This window comes from Marinovum sp. (assembly GCF_048263515.1).
Taxonomy (GTDB): Bacteria; Pseudomonadota; Alphaproteobacteria; order Rhodobacterales; family Rhodobacteraceae; genus Marinovum.
Map to the genome: position 1 here is coordinate 58429 of NZ_JBLXEC010000016.1, position 19574 is coordinate 78002.

The following is a 19574-nucleotide window of genomic DNA, read 5'->3' on the forward strand; positions in this document are numbered from 1 at the left end:
TTGTAATTGGAACGTTCCATAATGAAGTATTGGAACGGTCCAACCATGTCAAGACGGCTTGGCTTGCAGCTGCCGCTGGACGGCCCGGCAACGCGCCCCTAATCTGCCCGACATGACAAACAAGGTCGTCTCCGCCGCCGAAGCCGCTGCCCTGATCAAGAGCGGCGATACCCTCACCACCTCGGGCTTTGTCGGCATCGGCGTGCCCGACGAATTGCTCGCGGCGCTCGAGGCGCGGTTCCTCGAAACCGGCCAGCCGCGCGATCTGAGCCTGGTCTTTGCCGCCGGCCAGGGAGACGGAAAAACCCTTGGTCTCAATCGGTTGGGCCACGAGGGGCTGCTGAAGCGGGTGATCGGCGGGCATTGGGGGCTGATCCCCAAGGTGGCGGCGCTGGCGGTGGCGGGCAAGATCGAGGGCTGGAACCTGCCGCAGGGCTGCATCAGCCAGCTTTACCGCGACATTGCGGCGGGCAAACTAGGGATGCTGTCGAAGGTCGGGCTCGACACCTTTGTCGATCCGCGCAACGGGGGCGGCGCGATTAACGAAATCTCAACCGATCCTCAGCTAGAGCTGATGCAGGTCGGTAACGAGGAGGTTCTGTTCTACAAATCACAGCGGCTGACCGTGGCGCTTCTGCGCGGCACCACGGCGGATGAGGCCGGTAACATCACCATGGAGCGCGAGGCGCTGCTGATCGACAACCTGGCCCAGGCGATGGCAGTCAGGAATGCCGGCGGCGTGGTCATCGTCCAGGTCGAGCGGGTGGCCAAGGCGCGCACCCTGCCCGCGCGCGAGGTGCATATCCCGGGCATCCTGGTCGATGCGGTGGTGGTGGCCCAGCCGGAAAACCACGTGCAGACCTATGCCACCGGGTTCAGCCAGGGATTTACCAACCGGATGCGCACGCCGGCGGGGGAAATCCCGCCGATGCGGCTCGATGCGCGCAAGGTGATCGCCCGGCGTTGTGCCTTCGAGCTGCCGGTCAACGGCGTGGTCAACCTCGGGATCGGCATGCCCGAAGGCGTGGCGGGGATTGCCGCCGAAGAGGGTCTGCTCGAGCATCTGACCCTGACGGCAGAGCCCGGGGTGATCGGCGGCCAGCCGGCCTCGGGGCTCGATTTCGGCGCGGCGGTCAATACCGACGCGGTGATCCCGCAGGCCAACCAGTTCGATTTCTACGACGGTGGCGGGCTCGACATGACCTGCCTCGGGCTGGCCCAGGCCGACCGTTTCGGCAACGTCAATGTCTCGCGCTTCGGCCCGCGGCTGGCCGGCGCCGGCGGCTTCATCAACATCTCGCAGAACGCCCGCGCGGTGGTCTTTGCCGGGACCTTCACGGCGCAGGGGCTGGAGGTTGTGATAGACAACGGCGCGGTGGAGATTCGCCGCGAGGGCCGGTCGCGCAAGTTCCTAGAGGCGGTCGAACAGGTGACCTTCTCCGGTGCACGCGCCGCGCGGCTGGGCCAGCCGGTGCTCTATGTCACCGAGCGCTGCGTCTTCGAGCTGACGCCCGAGGGGCTGCGCCTGACCGAGATCGCCCCCGGCGTCGATCTCGAACGGGACATCCTGGCGCAGATGGAGGTGCCGCCGATTGTCGGAGAGGTCGTGCAGATGGACCCGCGCCTCTTCCTCGACCGAGAGATGGACCTGCGCCGGGACCTGCTGCACCTCGACCTGCCCGACCGGATCGCGCTGGATGCCAATTCCGGCCAGCTGTTTCTCAACTTCGAGAAGATGCGGGTGCGTACGCAAGCCGAGGTCGACCGCGTCGGCCGTCTGGTCGAGGAACGCTGCGCGCCGCTGGGCCACAAGGTCGACGTGGTGGTCAACTACGACGGGTTCCGCATCGACGAGGCGCTCGAGACCGCCTGGGCGCGCATGGTCGCCGATCTCGACGCGCTCTTCTATGCCAAGGTCTCGCGCTATTCCGGCTCGGCCTTCATGCGGATGAAGCTGGGTGAGGTTTTCCCTGAGGCCCGCACCCATATCTACGAAACCGCCGATCAGGCGCGCGCCTATCTCGACGGCTGAGCGCGGTCAGCCCCCGGCCTTCATGCCCAGCGCGCGGATCTGCTGCGACATCTGCACGAAAGAGCCGTCGACATGTTTACGGATCATCGTGTCCGCCCGCGCCACGTCATTGGCGCGCAGCGCCTTGATCAGCTCGTCATGCTCTTCCTTGATCGCCTCGTAGCGCGCCGGTGAAATCCGCAGCCGCGCGGCCTGAACGTTCAGGGTGGTGCGCAGGTTGCGCCAGATCTCGGCCGCGGTCTGGTTGTAATGGCCGCGGCAGAAGATCTCGTGGAACTGGAAGTCGAGCTTGCGAAAGGCGCGCTGCTCGCCATGCGGGATCCTGTGGATCCGGGCCTGGATATCCTCGAGCTCGTCGAGCAGATCGGGCGGCGCGTAATCGGCGAACCAGTTGACGAAATACGGCTCGAGCATCTGCAGAACCTCGAAGATGTTCTGGATCGAGCCGGCATCGGTCGGCTTGATGGTGGCGCCGCGGTTGGGGTGGATCTCGACAAAGCCCTCGCCCTGCATTCGCCGCAGCACCTCGCGCACCGGGCTGGTGCTGGTGCCGTAGCGCTCGGCAATCTCCGAGACCTTGAGCCGCTGCCCCCCTGCCAGACGGCCATCGTAGATGTCGTCGAGGATCGCGTCGTAGAGCGGGAGTTCCGCGGTATCGTCGCCGGTTTTCATGGTCTTGCCCTGTTTGTCGGATCAGGCGTCATCATAGCGGCGGGCCCCGCCCTGTGCCAGAGCGGCCGGGGCCCGCCGGGGTGTCAAATCTCGCCGGCGTAGTGGCACAGCACGTCGGCGCTGCCGATCCGCCGCGCCGGCGGCCGGGTCGTGCGGCAGAGATCGGTGGCATGCGGGCAGCGCGGGCTGAAGCGGCAGCCCTTGGAGGGCACGCCGACATCGACCGGCTCGACCCTTTTGGCCCGGCGACCGCGCTGGCGCGGATCGGCGACCGGCACCGCCTGCAGCAGCGCACGGGTGTAGGGGTGCTGCGGTTGCGCAAAGAGTGTGTGCGTCTCGGCCACCTCGACGAACTGGCCGCGGTACATCACCGCCACCCGGTCGCAGATGTGTTCCACCACCGCCAGATCATGGGCGATGAACAGGAAGGTCAGGTCGAACTTCTCCTGCAGGTCCTGCAACAGGTTCAGCGTCTGCGCCTGGATCGAGACGTCGAGCGCCGAGACCGCCTCGTCCGCCACCACCAGCTCGGGGTGGGTCGAAAGCGCGCGGGCAATGCCCAGCCGCTGCCGCTGGCCGCCGGAAAAGGCGTTGGGATAGCGGTGCATGAACTCGCGGCGCAGGCCCACGCTTTCCAGCAGTTCGCCGACCCGGTCGCCCAGCGCCTTGCCCTTCAGCCCCTCGGATTTCTGCAGCGCCTGCCCGACCACGTCGATCACCCGCAGCCGCGGGTTGAGCGAGGCCTGCGGATCCTGAAAGATCATCCGCACCTTGCGCCAGACCCGGCGCAGCTCGTCGAGCGGCGCATCGGCCAGCTCGGTGGCGGTGCCGGACTTGGGCTGAAAGCGGATGCTGCCCGAGCTTGGGTCGAGCACCCGCAGGATGCAGCGGCCGAGCGTCGTCTTGCCGCTGCCGCTTTCGCCGACGATGCCGAAGGTCTCGCCGCGCCGCACCTCGAAGGACACGGCATCGACCGCGACGAAGCCGTCGCGCGGCTTGGTCAGCCAGCCGCCCTTGTGGCCGCCGAATTGCATGGTGAGGTCCTTGACCTCGAGAATGGCCTCAGACATCGGCACGCGCCTCCTCTTCGTGCAGGAAACAGGCCACTTCGCCTGCGCCATGCGGCCTCAGCAGCGGTTCGCGCCGGTCGCAGAGCCCCGCCACGTAGTGATCGCAGCGGGTGCGGAAGGTGCAGCCCGACGGCCGCGCCAGCGGATGGGGCACCATGCCGCGAATGGCCGGCAGGCGGTCGCGCGTCGTCACCCCGATGCGCGGCACGCTGTCCAGCAGCGCCCGGGTATAGGGGTGCTGCGGCGCCTCGAAGAGCCCGTAGACGTCCGATTTCTCGACGATCCGGCCCATGTACATCACCGCCACGTCATCGGCGACCTCGGCCACGACGCCCAGATCATGGGTGATCAGCATCACCGCCATCTTGAACTCGTCCTTGAGCTCGGCGATCAGGTCGAGGATCTGCGCCTGCGTCGTGACGTCGAGCGCGGTGGTCGGCTCGTCGGCGATCAACAGGCGGGGCTGGCACGACAACGCCATGGCGATCATCGCCCGCTGCCGCATCCCGCCCGACAGTTCGAAGGGATAGGCCTCGAACCGTTCCGCCGGGCGCGGAATGCCGACGCGGGCCAGCATGTCGATCGCTTCCTCGCGCGCCTCGGCCTTGGTCACCTTGCGGTGCAGCAGGATCGTCTCGGTGATCTGCTTGCCGATCTTCTGAATCGGTCCGAGCGAAGACATCGGCTCCTGAAAGATCATCGCGATGTCGCTGCCGCGGATCGACCGCAGCTGCCGCGACCCGGTGCGGGCGCTGGCCAGGTCCACCGTCCGGCCGTCGGCCGCATGATAGAGGATCGAGCCGCCGGTGATCCGCCCCGGCGCATCGACGATGCGCAGGATCGATCGGGCGAGGATCGACTTGCCGCAGCCGCTCTCGCCCAGAAGGCAGAGGGTGCGGTCCGGCAGGATGTCGAGGTCGACGCCCTCGACCGCCTTGACCAGCCCGTCATCGGTGAAGAAGTGGGTTTTCAGGCCCTTGATCTCGACCAGGGGGGTGTCTTTGTCAGTTTGCATAGGGATCAGCGGCATCGCGAAGGCCGTCTCCTAGGAAGTTGAGGGCAAGCACGGTGATCACGATGATCGAACCGGGCGCGATCAGAAGCCAGGGCGCCTCGATGATGGTGCGGATGTTCTGCGCCTCTTTCAGCAGCGTGCCCCAGGACACGATGGGCGGTTGCAACCCGATGCCGAGGAAGGACAGCGAGGTCTCCGCGAGGATCATCAGCGGCACCGCCAGCGTCAGCGAGGCGATGATGTGGCTGGCGAAGCTCGGCACCAGGTGCTTGCGGATCACCTCCCAGTCCGACAACCCGTCAAGCCGCGCGGCGACCACGAAATCCTCGTGCCGGAGCGACAGGAACTTGCCGCGCACCTCGCGCGCCAGCGTCGTCCAGCCGATCATCGAGACGATCAGCGTCACCACGAAATAGGTGCGCAGCGGCGGCCAGTCGAGCGGGATGGCGGCGGCAAGGCCCATCCACAGCGGAATGGTCGGGATCGAGCGCAGGAACTCGATCAGCCGCTGGATGGCATTGTCGATCCAGCCACCGTAATAGCCCGAGATGCCGCCAAGGCTGACGCCCACGATCAGAGAGACCGCAACGCCCACCAGCCCGATCGACATGGAAATCCGCGTGCCCATGATGATCCGGCTCAGGATATCGCGGCCCAGCCGGTCGGCGCCCCAGAAATAGACCGTCTGCTTCGGGTCCTTGGGGCCAAAGAAATGCCGGTCGGTCGGGATAAGCCAGAGCAGCTTGTACTCGGCGCCCCTGACGAAGAAACCCAGCGGGATCACCTTTTCCGGGTCCTCGACGAAATGCCGGCGCATCACCTCGCGGTCGATCTCCATCTTGAGACCACGGGCATGCAGCTGGAACTGCCGGCTGCCATCCTCGGCCTCGGTGAAGAAATGCAGTCCCTGCGGCGGCGCAAAGGGCGCGCGGGTGTTGGTCTGCAGATAGTTGGCGGGGGCGAGGAATTCGCCGAAGAGCGCGACGAAATAGACAAATCCTACCAGATAGAGGCTGACCCAGGCGATCTTGTGCCGGCGGAACTGCCGCCACATCAGCGCCCAGGGGCCCAGAAGCTCTGGCGATTTGACCGAGGCGGCGGCCTCGACGTCGGAGGCTGTATCGATGGCTGTCATTGGTAACGTATCCTCGGGTCGACCCAGGCAAGAAGGACATCGGACAGGAGCGTGCCGATCACCGTCAGCATGCTGACGATCAGGATCAGCGAGCCGGCCAGGTACATGTCCTGCACCAGCAGCGCGCGCAGCAGCAGCGGCCCGGTGGTTGGCAGGTTCATCACCACGGCAACGATGATCTCGCCCGAGACCAGCGTCGGCAGGATCCACCCGATGGTCGAGATGAAGGGATTGAGCGCCACGCGCACGGGATAGCGCAGCAGCAGCTGGAATTCCGACATGCCCTTGGCCCGGGCAGTGACGACGTAAGGCCGGTAAAGTTCATCCAGCAGGTTGGCGCGCATGATGCGGATCAGCGCGGCCGCGCCCGAGGTGCCGACGACAAAGACCGGCATCCAGATGTGCTGCAGCAGGTTGCCGAACTTGGCCCAGGACCACGGCTGATCCAGATACTCGGGGCTGACCAGCCCGCCGACCGATTGGCCGAAGTACTTGAAGGCCACATACATCATCACCAGCGCCAGCAGGAAATTCGGCACGGCGAGGCCCACGAACCCCAGGAAGGTGGCGATGTAGTCGCCCACCGAATACTTGCGCACTGCAGAATAGATGCCGATCGGCAGGGCCACCGCCCAGATGAAGGCCAGCGTCAGCAGCGAGATCGCGAAGGTCCAGCCGAGCCGGTCCCAGATCACGTCGGTCACCGGCAGGTTCTTTTCGAAGGAAATGCCGAAGTCGCCCTCGAACAGGATGCCGGTCATCCACTTCCAGTATTGCAGGTACATCGGCTCGCCGAGACCGTATTGCTCGCGCAGCTGTTCGACGACGGCGGTGTTGTCGACCCCGGCCTCGCCCATCTCGGCGGCCAGGCTGTCGAGGTAATCGCCAGGCGGCAGCTGGATGATGATGAAGGTCACGATGGAGACCAGAAAGACCGTCGGGATCATGTAGACAACCCGTCGGAGGATGAAGCCACCCATGTCCGCTCCTTGCGTTAGAGTTCAAGTGGGGCGCCCGGAAGGGAGGACACCGGACGCCCCGTCACAGTACCTCGGATCAGGGCAGGTTTGTGCCACCTTCGAAGTACATCTGCGCGGTATAGGGCGCCGGGAACCAAAGCTGACCGGCAATCGGCAGCGGATCGGGCACGTTCCGCACGTTGTTGCGGGCGATGCCGAACACCGGATCGGTGTGGATCATGCCGACGGTAAAGAACTGCTCGGCCTGCATGTCGAGGATTTCGAACATCAGCGCTTCCTGCTTCTCTGGTGAAGCTTCGGCCCGGATCTCCTTGTACTTGTTGAAGATATCCTTGACAGCTTGCGGCGGTTCCTCACCCGTCGTGGGATCGAGGTTCCAGGCCGCCCATTCCCGCGCCCAGCTGACCGAATTCGAGATCATCGGCATGTAGCACATCGGCGAGGTGTAGATGTCGGCCTGCCCGCCGGAGCAGTTCCAGAGATAGCCGTCGAAGTCGTTCGAGGTATGCAGCTCGATCAGCCGCGACCGGTCGGTGGCACGCACCTGGAAGTCGAGCCCGACGTCACGGGCATAGCCCGCGATCAGCTCCATCGCGTCGGGGTATTGCATGCCGAAGACATCGGCCACCAGGAAGACCAGGGTAAAGCGGTTGCCATCCGGCCCGAGGCGATAGCCCTCGGCGTCCTTCTCGGGCAGCACCTTGTCGAGGTACTCGTTGGCGAGATCGGGGTCATACTCGGTGTACTGCTTCTGGTAGCTCTCCTTGTAGAACTTGTTGCCGCGGCGGGGCGACACCTGCGCCGGCTCGCCCGCGCCGAAGTAGAGCAGGTCGATGATCTCCTGCCGGTTCACCGCGTGGCTGACGCCGATGCGGAAATCACGGTTGCCGATCACCTCGCGCTTGACCGGATCGGTGTGGTTGAGGTTCATCATCGGGATCATGCTGTTGCCCGGCAGGTCGGCCACGTCGAAGAAGCGGTACTTGCCACGCTCGGCATTGTCGGTCAGCGCCGCCTTGTTCGACGGCCGCCCGATGTGGCGCAGCATGTAGTCGATCTCGCCGTTGAAGGCCTTGAGAAGGATGGTCTCGACATCCTCGACCTGATCATAGGTGATCCGGTCGATATAGGGCAGCTGCTGCCCTTCGCTGTCGACCTTGTAGTAATAGGGGTTGCGCTCGGCCACCACGCGGTCGGTGGCGCCATAGGCATTGGTCAGATGCCAGGCATGCAGTGTCGGACGGTCCGGGTTCTGCCAGAACAGCGGCGTGTCCATCGGCCCGGCCTTGAGGTTGAAGAGCTGCACCCAGTCGCCGGCCGCCGGCTCTGCCGCCACCAGCTCGTCGAGCTTGTCGTTGTACTTCTCGTGGAACTGGCCGAGGTAATGCTTCGGGTACGCAGTCGGGTGATAGCCGAAACCATAGGCGAGACCTTGCAGGAACAGACCGTTGGGCGCGCCGAAGTCGAACTCGACCGTGACATCGTCGATCTTGCGCACCACCACCGGGCCTTCGGGGCCGACAAAGGTGGCGTCCTTGTTGGGCGTCAGCTGCGGATTGGAGAAGACATCCTCGTACCAGAACATGATGTCATCGGCGGTGAACGGCGCGCCGTCGGACCACTTCATCCCCTCGCGCAGGTGGAAGGTGAACTTGGAGGCGTCGTCGGAGACGTCCCAGGTCTTGGCAATATTGGGCCGCACTTCCGACCAGTCGGGGGACCAGCGCACCATGTTGTCGCTGCCGATGGTGCGCACCATGTTGTGCTGGTCGCCACCGCCGAGGATGGCGCGGCGCAGGGTGCCGCCGTATTCGCCGGGGCCATCGATCAGGTCCATCACCAGCGGCTCGGCCGGCAGGCGCTCGTCCACCGGTGGCAGGCTGCCTGCGGCCACCTGTTCGGCCAGTGCCGGCGCCTCGTCATAGGCATAGGCCTGGCTGGCCACTGCCAGGGCAAGCGCGCTTGCCAGCGTGGTAAATCTCCACCTTTTGGTCATTGTCGTCTCCTCCTCCGTTGAAAGTCATCACCAGTTGGTGACAGAGCCGTCCGGCCGCGTCAGATGCGGCGGTTCGACATGGGTGGGCCGGGTGGCCCGGATCTTTTCCTCGTTGACCTCGACGCCCAGGCCGGGGCTGTCGGGCACCTTGTAGGTGATGCCGTCGAGCCCGATCTGAACCGGGAACAGCTCGGGGTCGTGGAAGCCAAGGTCTTCGGTCGGCCCTTGCCGGGTCTCTGCCCAGCTGAAATTGGGCACCGCCGCGGCCAGATGCACGGTGGCCGCGGTGCAGACCGGACCAAGCGGATTGTGCGGCATCAGGTCGATGTAATGGCGCTCGCACCAGCCGGCGACCTTCATCGCCTCGGTGAAGCCGCCGATGTTGCAGATGTCGAGCCGCATGTATTGCGTCAGGCCCTGCTCGATATAGGGCGCCGCCTGCCACTTGGACGCAAACTCCTCGCCTACCGCAAAGGGGATATTGGTCATGCCACGCAGGGTGCGATAGGCTTCCGGCGTTTCGCAGCGGATCGGCTCTTCGAGGAAATCCAGCGTGCCCTGCGGCAGGCGGTTGCAGAAATCGGCGGTCTCGGCCAGCGACAGCCGGTGGTGCAGGTCGATGCCCAGCACCAGGTCGGGACCGAATTCCTCGCGCAGGGCGATCAGCTCCTTGGTGGCGCGGTTGAGGTTCTGGCGCGGGTCGAAGACGCCGTCGCCGTTGAACTCGCCGGTGTAAATCCGCAGGCAATCCCAGCCGGCGCCCACCAGCACCCGCGCCTTGGCGATCAGCGTGTCCAGATCGGTCGACTGGGCGCTCGGGAAGGTCGGGATCTCGTCGCGCTGCTTGCCGCCTAGCAGCTGGTAGACCGGCACGCCGAGACGCTTGCCGAGGATGTCGTAGAGCGCGATGTCGATGGCCGACATGGCGGCGGTCAGCACCCGGCCGCCCTCGAAATACTGGCTGCGGTAGCTCTCCTGCCAGATGCGGCCGATCTGGTTGCTGTCCTTGCCCACCAGAAATGCCGCGAAATGGTGGATGGTGGCGGCAACTGCATCCTCGCGCGCCGAGAGCCCGGATTCCCCCCAGCCCACCAGCCCGTCATCGGTGCTGACCTTGACCAGCAGCTGGTTGCGGATGCCCACACGGGCGAGAAGCGGTTCGATTGCGGTGATCTTTGACATTCAACAGGGCCTTTCAGTGCCAGCCGACGCGGGGGGCGGCGGGGATCATGCCGGGACGTTCGGCTGCGATCATCGCGACCAGCCGGTCGCGCTGCGTCGCAGCCAAAGCCTCGTCCCAGAGATTGAACATTTCATGCGGATCGACGGTGAGGTCATAAAGCTCGCCCGCCCCGCTCTTGAGATCGACGGAGAGTCGGTGGGTGGCCGACCGGACCGTTCTGAGGTCGAGATCGACACCGCTGCGCGCGGCATCCACCTCCCATTCATTGTGCGCCACGTCGCGCGTGGCGCCACCGAGGACGTCGGTAAGGGATCTTCCGTCATCCTCCGAGGCAGACAGCCCGCAAAGGTCGGCCAGCGTGGCGCGCAGGTCGAGGGTCGAGACCGGCGCATCGAAGCGGCCCTGCCTGATCCCCGGCCCCGCCATCACCAGCGGCACCCGCAGCAATCCGTCATAGAGCATCGGCCCCTTCAGCAGCAGGCCGTGATCGCCCAGCCATTCGCCGTGATCCGAGGTGAAGATGACAATCGTGTTCTCCAGTCGTCCGGCGGCTTCGAGATGATCGAGGATGCGGCCGATCTGCTGGTCGATTGCACTGATCATGCCGTAGTAAACCGCGATCACGTCGCGCAGATCCTTGTCCGAAAGCGGCTCGTCGTTGCCCCAGTAGGGCTGATCGCCGGCGTGGGGCCGCTTCTGATTGCGGCGCGCCGGGCTCTCGAGGAAGGCGCGGTGCCACCAGGGCCGCCGGTCGAGATCGAGCGCGCGATGCGGCGGCAGATCCACCTGCGCGGGATCGTACATCGTGGCCCAGGGCGCGGCGGCCAGAAACGGGGGGTGCGGATCAGGGAAGGACACCCAGGACATCAGCGGGCCATCACGCTCTTCCTCGAGCATGTCGATTGTCCGGTCCCCGACCCAGGCAGTGGAAAACCAGTCTTCCTCGAGCGCCGAACGCCAGACCTGCTTGTGCGTGGTCAGCGGCGGCACCTGTTCCTTGGCCTTCGCCCAGCGCGCGCCGCCCTGCCCGCCCTGATCGAGAAAGGTCTCGTAGTGCAGCGTATGGGGACGGTCTTTCCAGCCGCAGTGATGATGCGGCCGCAAGGTCAGCTCGACCCGATCGAATCCCATGTAGGGCCCGGTCCAGTCGTCACCGTAATCAGCCACCGAGTTGTAGCATTCGGCAGCGCCCGTGGGAGCAAAGGTCTCATGGGTGGAGAGATGCGCCTTGCCGATGAACCGGGTGTCATAACCGGCACGGGCAAACAGGCCTCCCATCCCCTCTTCGGCCAAGGCCGGATCGAGGTTGCGGCCGTTGTCGCGGACACCGTGCGAATAGGGCAGCTTGCCCGTCAGGATCGAGGCACGAGCGGGCTGACACATCGGATGCGGCGTGATGCAGGTGTCGAACCGCGCGCCGCGGGCGGCAATCCTGTCGATATTGGGCGTGCGCAGCCGGCGCCCGGACCCGGAAATGCAGTCGCCGCGCTGCTGGTCGGTGGTGATCAGGAGGATGTCGGGTGCAGAGGTCACGGGCGACCCTCACAGCAGGCAAACTCTCTCTGTTCGGCCAAGGCCGGCGCACTGCGGTGCATGTCATCCTCCCGGGATCGAAGTTGTCCCCTCGAACAAAGGTTAGATGAACATTTCAAAATAGTCGACGATTTTTTTCATTTCGTCGTGTGAAGATGAAGAGAGTCACGACGAAAATCGCGCCTCTAACGAAAAATGGTTTATTCTCAGAAGGTTCTACGAGGGGCACGTTTGCGCGGAGGGGCAGTCAAAGGGCACCCGCCCGCAAGCACGGCGGGACAATCCCGGATTTTCGGCAACCAAAGGTGGCGTCACGCAGCAGTTATCGCCACGAAAGAGCCCGCGCCTCAACGTGCGTCAGTGCCCACAAACAGGACCGGGAATCGCCGACATCCGGCGAGCCGAGGCCCCGCCTCTACCCCCGAACGACGCCGGGCAGCCAGGCGGCGAAATCGGTCATCGCCTGGCCGGCGGCGGCGTCAAAGGCCGAGACCACGTCGGGCGTCTCGAGGCTGGCCGAGGCCGCGGTGGCCTCGAAGGTGCGGCTGGCGACGATGCGGGCGTCGCGTTCGCGTACTACCCGCACGATCATCCTGATCCGAACGGTAGCCGCCTCGGCCTCGTCAGCGACCTCGGCCTGGAAATCCACCACTTCGGTGACCAGTGCGTAGTCTCCGCCCGGCCCCAGCGGCTTGCGGCCGACGTAGCGCACGGCGCCCGTGGCCTCGACCGAGCGCAGCATCAGGGTCTGCACCATCACCGGGGTTTCTTCGCTCCAGCGTACGCCGGGCAGGTATTGCGCCTGCAGTGCATTGGGGCGGATCATGATCCGGTCGGTCTCCAGCGCGCCCGAGGTGGTCGGCAGCTCGACGATGACGTCGCGCTGCAACGGCCGGCCCCGGACCGTGGCGATGCTCGCCGGCGGGCGCAGCTCGTAGACCTCGAGCGATTTGCCGATATCGTTGACGGCAGAGATCGCGGCGCAGGCCGAGAGGAGCGCTGGGGCGGCAAGGACCGCGGTGACCCGCAGGAGGCGTCCGAACATGGGCAATACTTTCATCGTCTGAATTCCGGCGTTTCCCGATCAAGCAGGAAACGGGCCGGGTCGCGTTGCAACTGGTTGGTAAGCCGGTCGAGATTGCCGATCAAGCTCCGGCTTTCCTGCGCCAGCCTGGTAAAGAGCGGCAGCGTCTGGGTGGTGAATTCCTGCACCGCCGGGGCCGAGGCATTGGTGACCCGGCGAATGTCGGCAAAGGTGGCGGTGGCCGACTGGCTGGCGGCGCGCAGGTCGGCGGTGATGCCGGGGATGTCGTCGGACACCCGGCGGATCGCGGTCTGCAGCGTGTCGATCGTGCCCCTGAGCCCTTCGACAATCCCGGCCACGTCCTCGTTCATGATGCGGTCGGCGCCGGCAAAGGCCTGCTCGGCGATGTCCAGCGTCTCGATCGCCGAATCCATCGCCTCGTTGATCGCCTCGAGCGTGACATTGGCGTTGTCGAAGGCCACCGTGGCATCCTCGAGCGTGCCGCGGGCGACGGTGATCAGCTCGTCCACGCCGGCGCTGGCGGTGCTGAGGTTTTCGCCGACCTCGGTTATGGTGCGATTGGCGTTGGCAGTGGCGGCGCGGATGTCGGAGACCACGACCGGCAGGTCCTGCTCGACCACGGCGGTCACCGCCGTCACCGCGCGCCGCGCCTCGGTGACCATCAACCGGGCATCGGCCATCAGCGGCTGGCCCTCGTTGCGGACCAGGTCGTCGACGAGGCTGGCGGTGTCGCTCACCGAGCCTGCCACCGTGTCGATCCGGGCGATCAGCGCATTGGTGGCGGCAATGGTCTCGCGCGCCTCTTCCAGCCGGGCGGTGGCGGTTTCGCCGGTGACCTTGAGCGTGTCCATGACCTCGGTGGCGCTGGTGCTGAGCGTGCCGACCTGCCGGCGCACCTCGGCGCTGGTCTCGCGCAGATCGGTGGTGGTCCGGGTCAGGTCCTGGGCGATGAAGGTCTCGGTCGTGTTGATGGCCGATCCGGCGCTGGTCAGGGTGTTCTTCGCCAGGTCCAGCGTCTCGCCGGCGTCGGCAATCACGCCCTCGCCCTGCGTCGCAAGATCGGTCACGGCCGAGGCCGCGCGGGTGCCGGCGTCGACCATGGCGCGGGTCTCGGCCACCAGCGGGCGGCCCTCTTCCTCGATCAGGCTGTCGACGCGGCCGGCGGTCTCGCCCACCACACCCGCCACACCGTCAAGCCGCGCGATCAGCGCATTGGCCGAGGCAATGGTTTCCTGCGCCTCGTCCAGTCGCGCCGTGGCGGTCTCGCCGGTCTGCTTGAGGCTGTCCATGACCTCGGTCGCGCCGAGGCTGAGCGTGCCGACCTGACGGCGCACCTCGGCGCTGGTCTCGCGCAGCTCGTTGGTGGTCTGCGCCAGGTCTTCGGCAATGTAGGCCTCGGTGCGGGCGATGGCCGATTGCGCGGTGGTCAGGGTGGTGTTGGCCTCGGTCAGCACGCCCTTGCCCTGCTCCGACAGCTCGGCAAAGGTGCCGAGCGCGGTATCGGCGGTCTCCAGCACGGTGGTCAGGTCGCCCGAAAGCTCATCGAGCGTCTCGTTGAACTGGCCGATCTGCTCGGCGAATTCCGACACGCTGCCGGTGACGGCCGAGAAATCCTCGAGCGAGGAGGCAAAGGCCTTGGAGGCTTCCTCGACATTGGCGAGGATGGTGTTGACGCGGTTCTTGTTCTCTTCGTCGAACATCTCGCTGATCTCTTCGATCACCGCGAGGGCGTTTTCCAGCAGCCGCGGCGCATCCTCGCTCAGCGATTGCAGGGTCGAGCGGCCTGCGACGATCTCGGGGATCGGCCGGTCCTCTGTCGGTTCCAGAATGGGCGCGTCGGGCGTGCCGGGGCCGATGCCCACATAGGACACGCCGGTCACGCCCTGGGCCTCGATCCGGGCGATGCTGTCCTCGCGCACCGGGGTGGCGGCATCGACCTCGACCCGCACGAGGACCGAACCGTCACGCTCGGGCGCCAGCCGCACGAAAACCACCTGCCCCACCGGCAAGCCGCTGAAGCGCACGTCGGAGGCGTTGCTCAACCCCGAGACCGAGCTGAAGCGGATGTCGTAATAGGCAAACTGCTGGTCCAGCTCGACCTGGGCGAACCAGAGCAGGAACCCGAGGATCGCCAGAAGACCGGCGATGGCAAAGGTGCCGATCAGTACAAAATGCGCCCGTGTCTCCAAAACCTAACTGCCTTTCCGTGCCGCGCTGGCGCTTGCGTTCGCGGCGGATGCCCGGGCGCGAGGGCCGTGGAAATACTCGTGCACCCACGGGTGATCCACGTCCAGCATATCCGTCATGGTGCCGGTGACCAGCACCCTCTTTTCCGCCAGTACCGCAATCCGGTCACAGGTGGCGTGCAAGGTGTCGAGATCATGGGTCACCAGAAAGACCGTCAGCCCCAACGACCGGCTGAGCCCGCGGATCAACAGATCGAAGTCCGCCGCCCCGATCGGATCGAGCCCCGCGGTGGGCTCGTCGAGGAACAAAAGGTCCGGATCGAGCGCCAGCGCCCGCGCCAGCCCCGCGCGCTTGCGCATGCCGCCTGACAGTTCGGAGGGGTATTTGTCGCCGGCGAGATACGGCAGCCCGACCAGCGAGATCTTGAGATCGGCCAGCGACCGGCGCAGCTCTGGGGTCAGGTCCTTGATCGCGCGCATCGGCACTTCGACGTTCTCGCGCACCGTGAGCGAGGAAAACAGCGCGCCGTCCTGAAACATCACGCCCCAGCGCCGCTCGATCGCGGTGCGGGTGTCATGGTCGGCGGTCATCAGATCGGTGCCCAGAACGGTAACGCTGCCCGCCGCAGTTGTTTGCAGCCCGGTGATGGTGCGCAGCAGCACCGACTTGCCGGTGCCCGAGCCGCCCACCACGCCGAGGATTTCCCCGCGATGCACGTCGAGGTCGAGCCCGTCATGCACCACCTGCCGGCCGAACTGGTTGCGGATGCCCCGCAGCTTGATGACCACGTCCGACCCGCTCATATGCCGAGCCGCGCGAAGAAGATGGAAAAGACCGCATCGGCGACGATCACCGCAAAGATCGCCGTCACCACCGCATTCGAGGTCATCCGGCCCAGCGACTCGGCGTTGCTCTTGACCTGCATGCCGGCGTGGCAGCCGACCACGCCGATGATCAGCGCGAATGCCGGTGCCTTTACCATACCGACGATCACGTGGTTGATGTCGGTGCCTTCCAGCAACCTCGTGCGGAACAGATCGGGCGAGATGCCAAGGTCGATCCAGGCCATCAGCGCGCCGCCGAACAGCCCCGAGAGATTGGCGATCAGCCCGAGGATCGGCAGCATCACCAAAAGCGCGAGGATGCGCGGCACGAAGAGGTTCATCGCCGGGTCGAGCCCGAGGGTGCGCATGGCATCGATCTCCTCGCGCATCTTCATCGAGCCGATGGCGGCGGTATAGGACGACGCCGTGCGCCCCGCGACGATGATCGAGGTCAGAAGAATACCCAGCTCACGCAGCACGGAGATGGCGATCAGGTCGACGACAAAGACCTCGGCCCCGAACTGGCGGAGCTGGGTCGAGCCCTGAAAGGCCAGCACCACTCCGATGAGAAAGGACATCAGCGCCACGATCGGCACCGCCTTCAGCCCGACTTCCTCGCAATGATGCACCAGCGCGGTCAGGCGGAACTCGCTCGGGTGGCGGATCGAGCGGCCGAGGCGGTGCAGGAAGATGCCGAGATAGCCGACCAGCGCCAGCACGAAATTCACCCCGTCCACCAGCCGCCGCCCGGTCATGTCGAGCAGCCCGGTCAGCGTGACGCGGGCGGGCGGCACTTCTTCCGGCACCGGCATGGCGCGCTCGACAGTCTCGAGCAGGCTGGCGGCCTCTGGGTTCAGACCAGTCAGCGCAAGCTCCCGCCCTTCAAGCGCGCGTTGCTGCGAGATCAGCACCCAGGCCCCGGCGGTGTCGAGCCGTTCGACCCCGGAGAGGTCGAGCGCGGTCACCTCCTCGCGCATGGCCGAAGCCAGCGCCGCCCGGGCCTGCGTCACCGTGTGGATCGTCAGCCGCCCCGAGACGGCAACCACACCGGCGGAATCTCCGGGCTCGATCTTGATGTCCAAGGGTCCTCGGTGCTCTTGCCGTCCGGTTCAGGGCCGGCGGTGCCATGATGTTTGATCACAGGGTAACGCCTCTGGCGGCGCGGCGGAAGTCATTAAGAGGCTTTGTCTTTTGCCCGTGGCCGAGATGTCGCCCGGGGCCTACCCCGGCGCCGACACCATCGCCTGCAGGTCGAAGATCGGCAGCAGGATTGCCAGCACGACCACCAGGACAAAGCTGCCGACGATCATCATGAGCAGCGGGTCCATCAGCGCAGCGATGCGTTTGCGGTCGGTCTCGAGCCAGCTGGCCACCAGCCGCGCCGCGCGGTCGGCCATCGGCGCGACCCTGGCGCTTTGTTCCCCGGCGCCGATCAACTGGCAGCAGACCGGCGGGATCAGCGTCAGATGCGCCAGCGCCCGGCTCAGGCTTTCGCCCCGCTGCAGCGCGGTCGAGACCGCCTGCGCCTCGGTCTGGAAGCGGCGGATGGTCAGCACGCGCTCGGCGCTGCGCACCGCATCGAGCGCGGTCTGCCGGCTGGAGATCACCAGCGCCAATGTCTGCAGGTATTGCAGCGCGGCGGCATTGCGGATCAGCCGCCCGGCAATCGGCAGCTTCAGCAGAAAATTGTCCCAACGGTCGCGCAGCCGTGGCACCCGCAGCGCCCAGCGCGCCGCCAGCGCCCCGGCGACCAGCGCGATCAGGCAGCCCAGCCAGTTGCGCTGCAGCCAGTCGGACACCGCCAGCAGCCTGACGGTGATCGCAGGCAGCGGCTGGCCGGTGGCCTCGAACATCGACACCAGTTGTGGCGCGACGCTGGTCACCAGGATGGCGCAGACCACCAGCGAGACCAAGGCGACGAAAGTCGGGTAGATCAGCGCGGTGGCCAGGCGCGACTGGTCCTGGCCGATGGTCTCCAGGTGGTTGGCCAGTTCGTTGACCACCCGGGACAGCTCGCCCGAGGTCTCGCCGGCGGCAATCGCGGCGAGAAAATACGGGGGAAACCCGGCGTCGCTCTGGCCCAGCGCATGGCTCAGGCTCTCGCCTTCCTGAAGCGCGGCGCGGGCGGCATTGGCCACCGCCTCGATCCGCTGCGACCCGCCAGAGGCGCTGACCGTCTCTAGCGCCATGTCGACCGGGATATCGGCCGAGAGCAGCACCTCGAGCTGGCGGGTGAAAACCGTGCGCTCGTCGGCGCTGAGCATGGCACGGGGCCGCAGAAAGGCCAGAGGCCGCGCGCCGGCGCGGGCCTCGATCTCGGCCGGAAACAGCCCCTTGGCGCGCAGCTGGTCATTGGCCTGTGTGCGGGTCTCGGCCACCAGCGTGCCGCGCCGCCGCTGCCCCGTCGCGGTATAGGCGGTATAGCGAAAGGCGGTCATGGGCTGGTTCCGATCACCCGCGCCACCTCGCGGAAATCGGTGGTGCCGGCGGTGACCAGCCGCAGCGCCTCGCCCAGCAGCGTCTCCTGCGGGTTGAGCGCCAGCGCCTTGAGCCGCTGCTCCGGCGCGCCCTCGTCGATGGCGGCGCGCAGCGCGTCGGTGACCGGCGCGATTTCATAGACGCCGGCGCGCCCGGCGTAGCCGCTGCCGTTGCAGGCGGGGCAGCCCTCGGCGTGGAAGACCTGTTCCGGCGGGCTCATCCCGACGGCCTCATAGGCGGCGCAGGTCACCGTATCGGGCGATGCGGCGCGGCGACAGCTGGGGCAAAGCTGGCGCAGCAGCCGCTGCGCGATGATCGCGCGCACTGTGGCGGCAATCAGGTAATCCTCGAGCCCGAGATCGCGCAGCCGGATGATCGCCGCGACCGAGGAATTGGCGTGTACCGAGGAAAACACCAGATGCCCGGTCAGCGCCGCCTGCGCCGCGACGCTGGCGGTTTCCTGATCGCGGATCTCGCCCACGAGAATGATGTCGGGGTCCTGTCGCAGCGCGGCGCGCAGCCCGGCGGCAAAGGTCAGCCCGATTTCGGCGTGGATCTGGCTCTGGTTGATGCCGGGCAGATCGTATTCGATCGGGTCCTCGACGGTGAGGATGTTGCGCTCGGCCTGGTTGGCGAACTTGAGCAGGGAATAGAGCGTCGTGGTCTTGCCCGAACCGGTGGGCCCCGCCGCCAGCACGATGCCATGCGGCGAAACGCTGAGCGCCTCGAGCTGCGCCACCTGCCCCGGCCGCAGCCCGAGATCGGCCAAGGGCATCAGCCCGGCGGTCTTGTCCAGCACCCGCATCACCACCCGTTCGCCGTAGTTGCCGGGCAGCGTGGAAACCCGCACGTCGATCGACCGCCCGCCGTAACGCAGCGCGATATGGCCGTCCTGCGGCAGTCGGGTTTCGGCGATGTCGAGCCCGGCCATCACCTTGAGCCGCGAGATCACCCGCCGCGCCGGCGCACCGGAGCGGTCGTAGATCGTCTGCAGATAGCCGTCGACGCGAATGCGGGCGCGCAGCCCGCCCTCGTGCGGCTCGACATGCAGGTCAGAGGCCTGGGCCTCGACCGCGCGGCGCAGGAAATGGTTGACCAGCCGGATCACCGGCGCATCGCTGCCGGTGTCCAGCAGATCGAGCGGCGGCGCCTCGAGCGCGCTGTCGTCGAGCACCACGCTGTCGCCGGAGGCCTCGTCCTCGGGCCCGTCACCGGCGCGGCCCTGATAGGTGGCCATCAGCCGGTCCTGAAAGCCCTCGGCATCAAGCTGGGTGAAATCGAGCGGCGTTTCGGCGGCGCGGCGCAGCGCCTCGCGCAATCCGGTGGGCGTGGCCTCGGGGCCCGCCACAAGCCTCCCCTCCGTCAGCACGACCTGGTGGTCGCGGGCAAAGGCAAAGGGAAGCTGTGCGGTCGTGCCCATCGCG

Annotated in this window: 15 protein-coding genes; 1 reads left to right on the top strand and 14 read right to left on the bottom strand. The window is 66.4% G+C overall.

What is annotated here, in order from left to right:
- Window positions 1–112: 112 nt before the first annotated feature.
- A complete protein-coding gene (locus tag ACN0SE_RS14765) occupies window positions 113–2032 on the top strand; it encodes an acyl CoA:acetate/3-ketoacid CoA transferase (RefSeq protein ID WP_417525298.1) in 1920 nt (639 codons plus the stop codon).
- Window positions 2033–2038: 6 nt separating this feature from the next.
- Here ACN0SE_RS14765 and ACN0SE_RS14770 read toward each other — a convergent pair whose 3' ends face one another.
- The 14 genes from ACN0SE_RS14770 to ACN0SE_RS14835 form a co-directional block, all read right to left on the bottom strand.
- Complete coding sequence (locus ACN0SE_RS14770; protein ID WP_417525299.1) at window positions 2039–2704, bottom strand: GntR family transcriptional regulator; 666 nt, start codon at window positions 2702–2704, stop codon at window positions 2039–2041.
- A gap of 83 nt (window positions 2705–2787) precedes the next feature.
- On the bottom strand, window positions 2788–3774 hold the full coding sequence (locus ACN0SE_RS14775) for an ABC transporter ATP-binding protein (RefSeq protein WP_417525300.1): 987 nt from the start codon (window positions 3772–3774) through the stop codon (window positions 2788–2790).
- Entirely contained in the window at window positions 3767–4789 is a 1023-nt protein-coding gene (locus ACN0SE_RS14780; RefSeq protein WP_417525301.1) for an ABC transporter ATP-binding protein, read from the bottom strand. The genes ACN0SE_RS14775 and ACN0SE_RS14780 overlap by 8 nt, the downstream gene beginning before the upstream one ends.
- A complete protein-coding gene (locus tag ACN0SE_RS14785) occupies window positions 4779–5924 on the bottom strand; it encodes an ABC transporter permease (protein ID WP_417525302.1) in 1146 nt (381 codons plus the stop codon). Before ACN0SE_RS14785 ends, ACN0SE_RS14780 begins: the two co-directional genes overlap by 11 nt.
- Window positions 5921–6904, bottom strand: coding sequence for an ABC transporter permease (locus ACN0SE_RS14790; protein WP_417525303.1), 984 nt, complete (start codon window positions 6902–6904; stop codon window positions 5921–5923). The genes ACN0SE_RS14785 and ACN0SE_RS14790 overlap by 4 nt, the downstream gene beginning before the upstream one ends.
- Window positions 6905–6980: 76 nt before the next feature.
- The gene (locus tag ACN0SE_RS14795; RefSeq protein ID WP_417525304.1) at window positions 6981–8900 is read right to left on the bottom strand and encodes an ABC transporter substrate-binding protein; all 1920 of its coding nucleotides are present in this window, start codon (window positions 8898–8900) and stop codon (window positions 6981–6983) included.
- A gap of 27 nt (window positions 8901–8927) precedes the next feature.
- Window positions 8928–10082 (bottom strand): mandelate racemase/muconate lactonizing enzyme family protein, encoded by a 1155-nt coding sequence (locus ACN0SE_RS14800; RefSeq protein WP_417525305.1) that lies wholly within the window; start codon window positions 10080–10082, stop codon window positions 8928–8930.
- A gap of 13 nt (window positions 10083–10095) precedes the next feature.
- Window positions 10096–11616 (bottom strand): sulfatase, encoded by a 1521-nt coding sequence (locus ACN0SE_RS14805; RefSeq protein WP_417525306.1) that lies wholly within the window; start codon window positions 11614–11616, stop codon window positions 10096–10098.
- Window positions 11617–12031: 415 nt separating this feature from the next.
- A complete protein-coding gene (locus ACN0SE_RS14810; protein ID WP_417525307.1) occupies window positions 12032–12661 on the bottom strand; it encodes an ABC-type transport auxiliary lipoprotein family protein in 630 nt (209 codons plus the stop codon).
- Window positions 12662–12672: 11 nt separating this feature from the next.
- A complete protein-coding gene (locus tag ACN0SE_RS14815) occupies window positions 12673–14850 on the bottom strand; it encodes an MlaD family protein (protein WP_417525308.1) in 2178 nt (725 codons plus the stop codon).
- A gap of 3 nt (window positions 14851–14853) precedes the next feature.
- Window positions 14854–15651 (bottom strand): ABC transporter ATP-binding protein, encoded by a 798-nt coding sequence (locus ACN0SE_RS14820; protein WP_417525309.1) that lies wholly within the window; start codon window positions 15649–15651, stop codon window positions 14854–14856.
- A complete protein-coding gene (locus ACN0SE_RS14825; RefSeq protein WP_417525310.1) occupies window positions 15648–16754 on the bottom strand; it encodes an MlaE family lipid ABC transporter permease subunit in 1107 nt (368 codons plus the stop codon). The genes ACN0SE_RS14820 and ACN0SE_RS14825 overlap by 4 nt, the downstream gene beginning before the upstream one ends.
- 138 nt (window positions 16755–16892) lie before the next feature.
- Window positions 16893–18110: a type II secretion system F family protein gene (locus tag ACN0SE_RS14830; protein WP_417525311.1), complete on the bottom strand. Its 1218-nt coding sequence runs from the start codon at window positions 18108–18110 to the stop codon at window positions 16893–16895.
- Entirely contained in the window at window positions 18107–19570 is a 1464-nt protein-coding gene (locus ACN0SE_RS14835; RefSeq protein ID WP_417525312.1) for a GspE/PulE family protein, read from the bottom strand. The genes ACN0SE_RS14830 and ACN0SE_RS14835 overlap by 4 nt, the downstream gene beginning before the upstream one ends.
- Window positions 19571–19574: the final 4 nt, after the last annotated feature.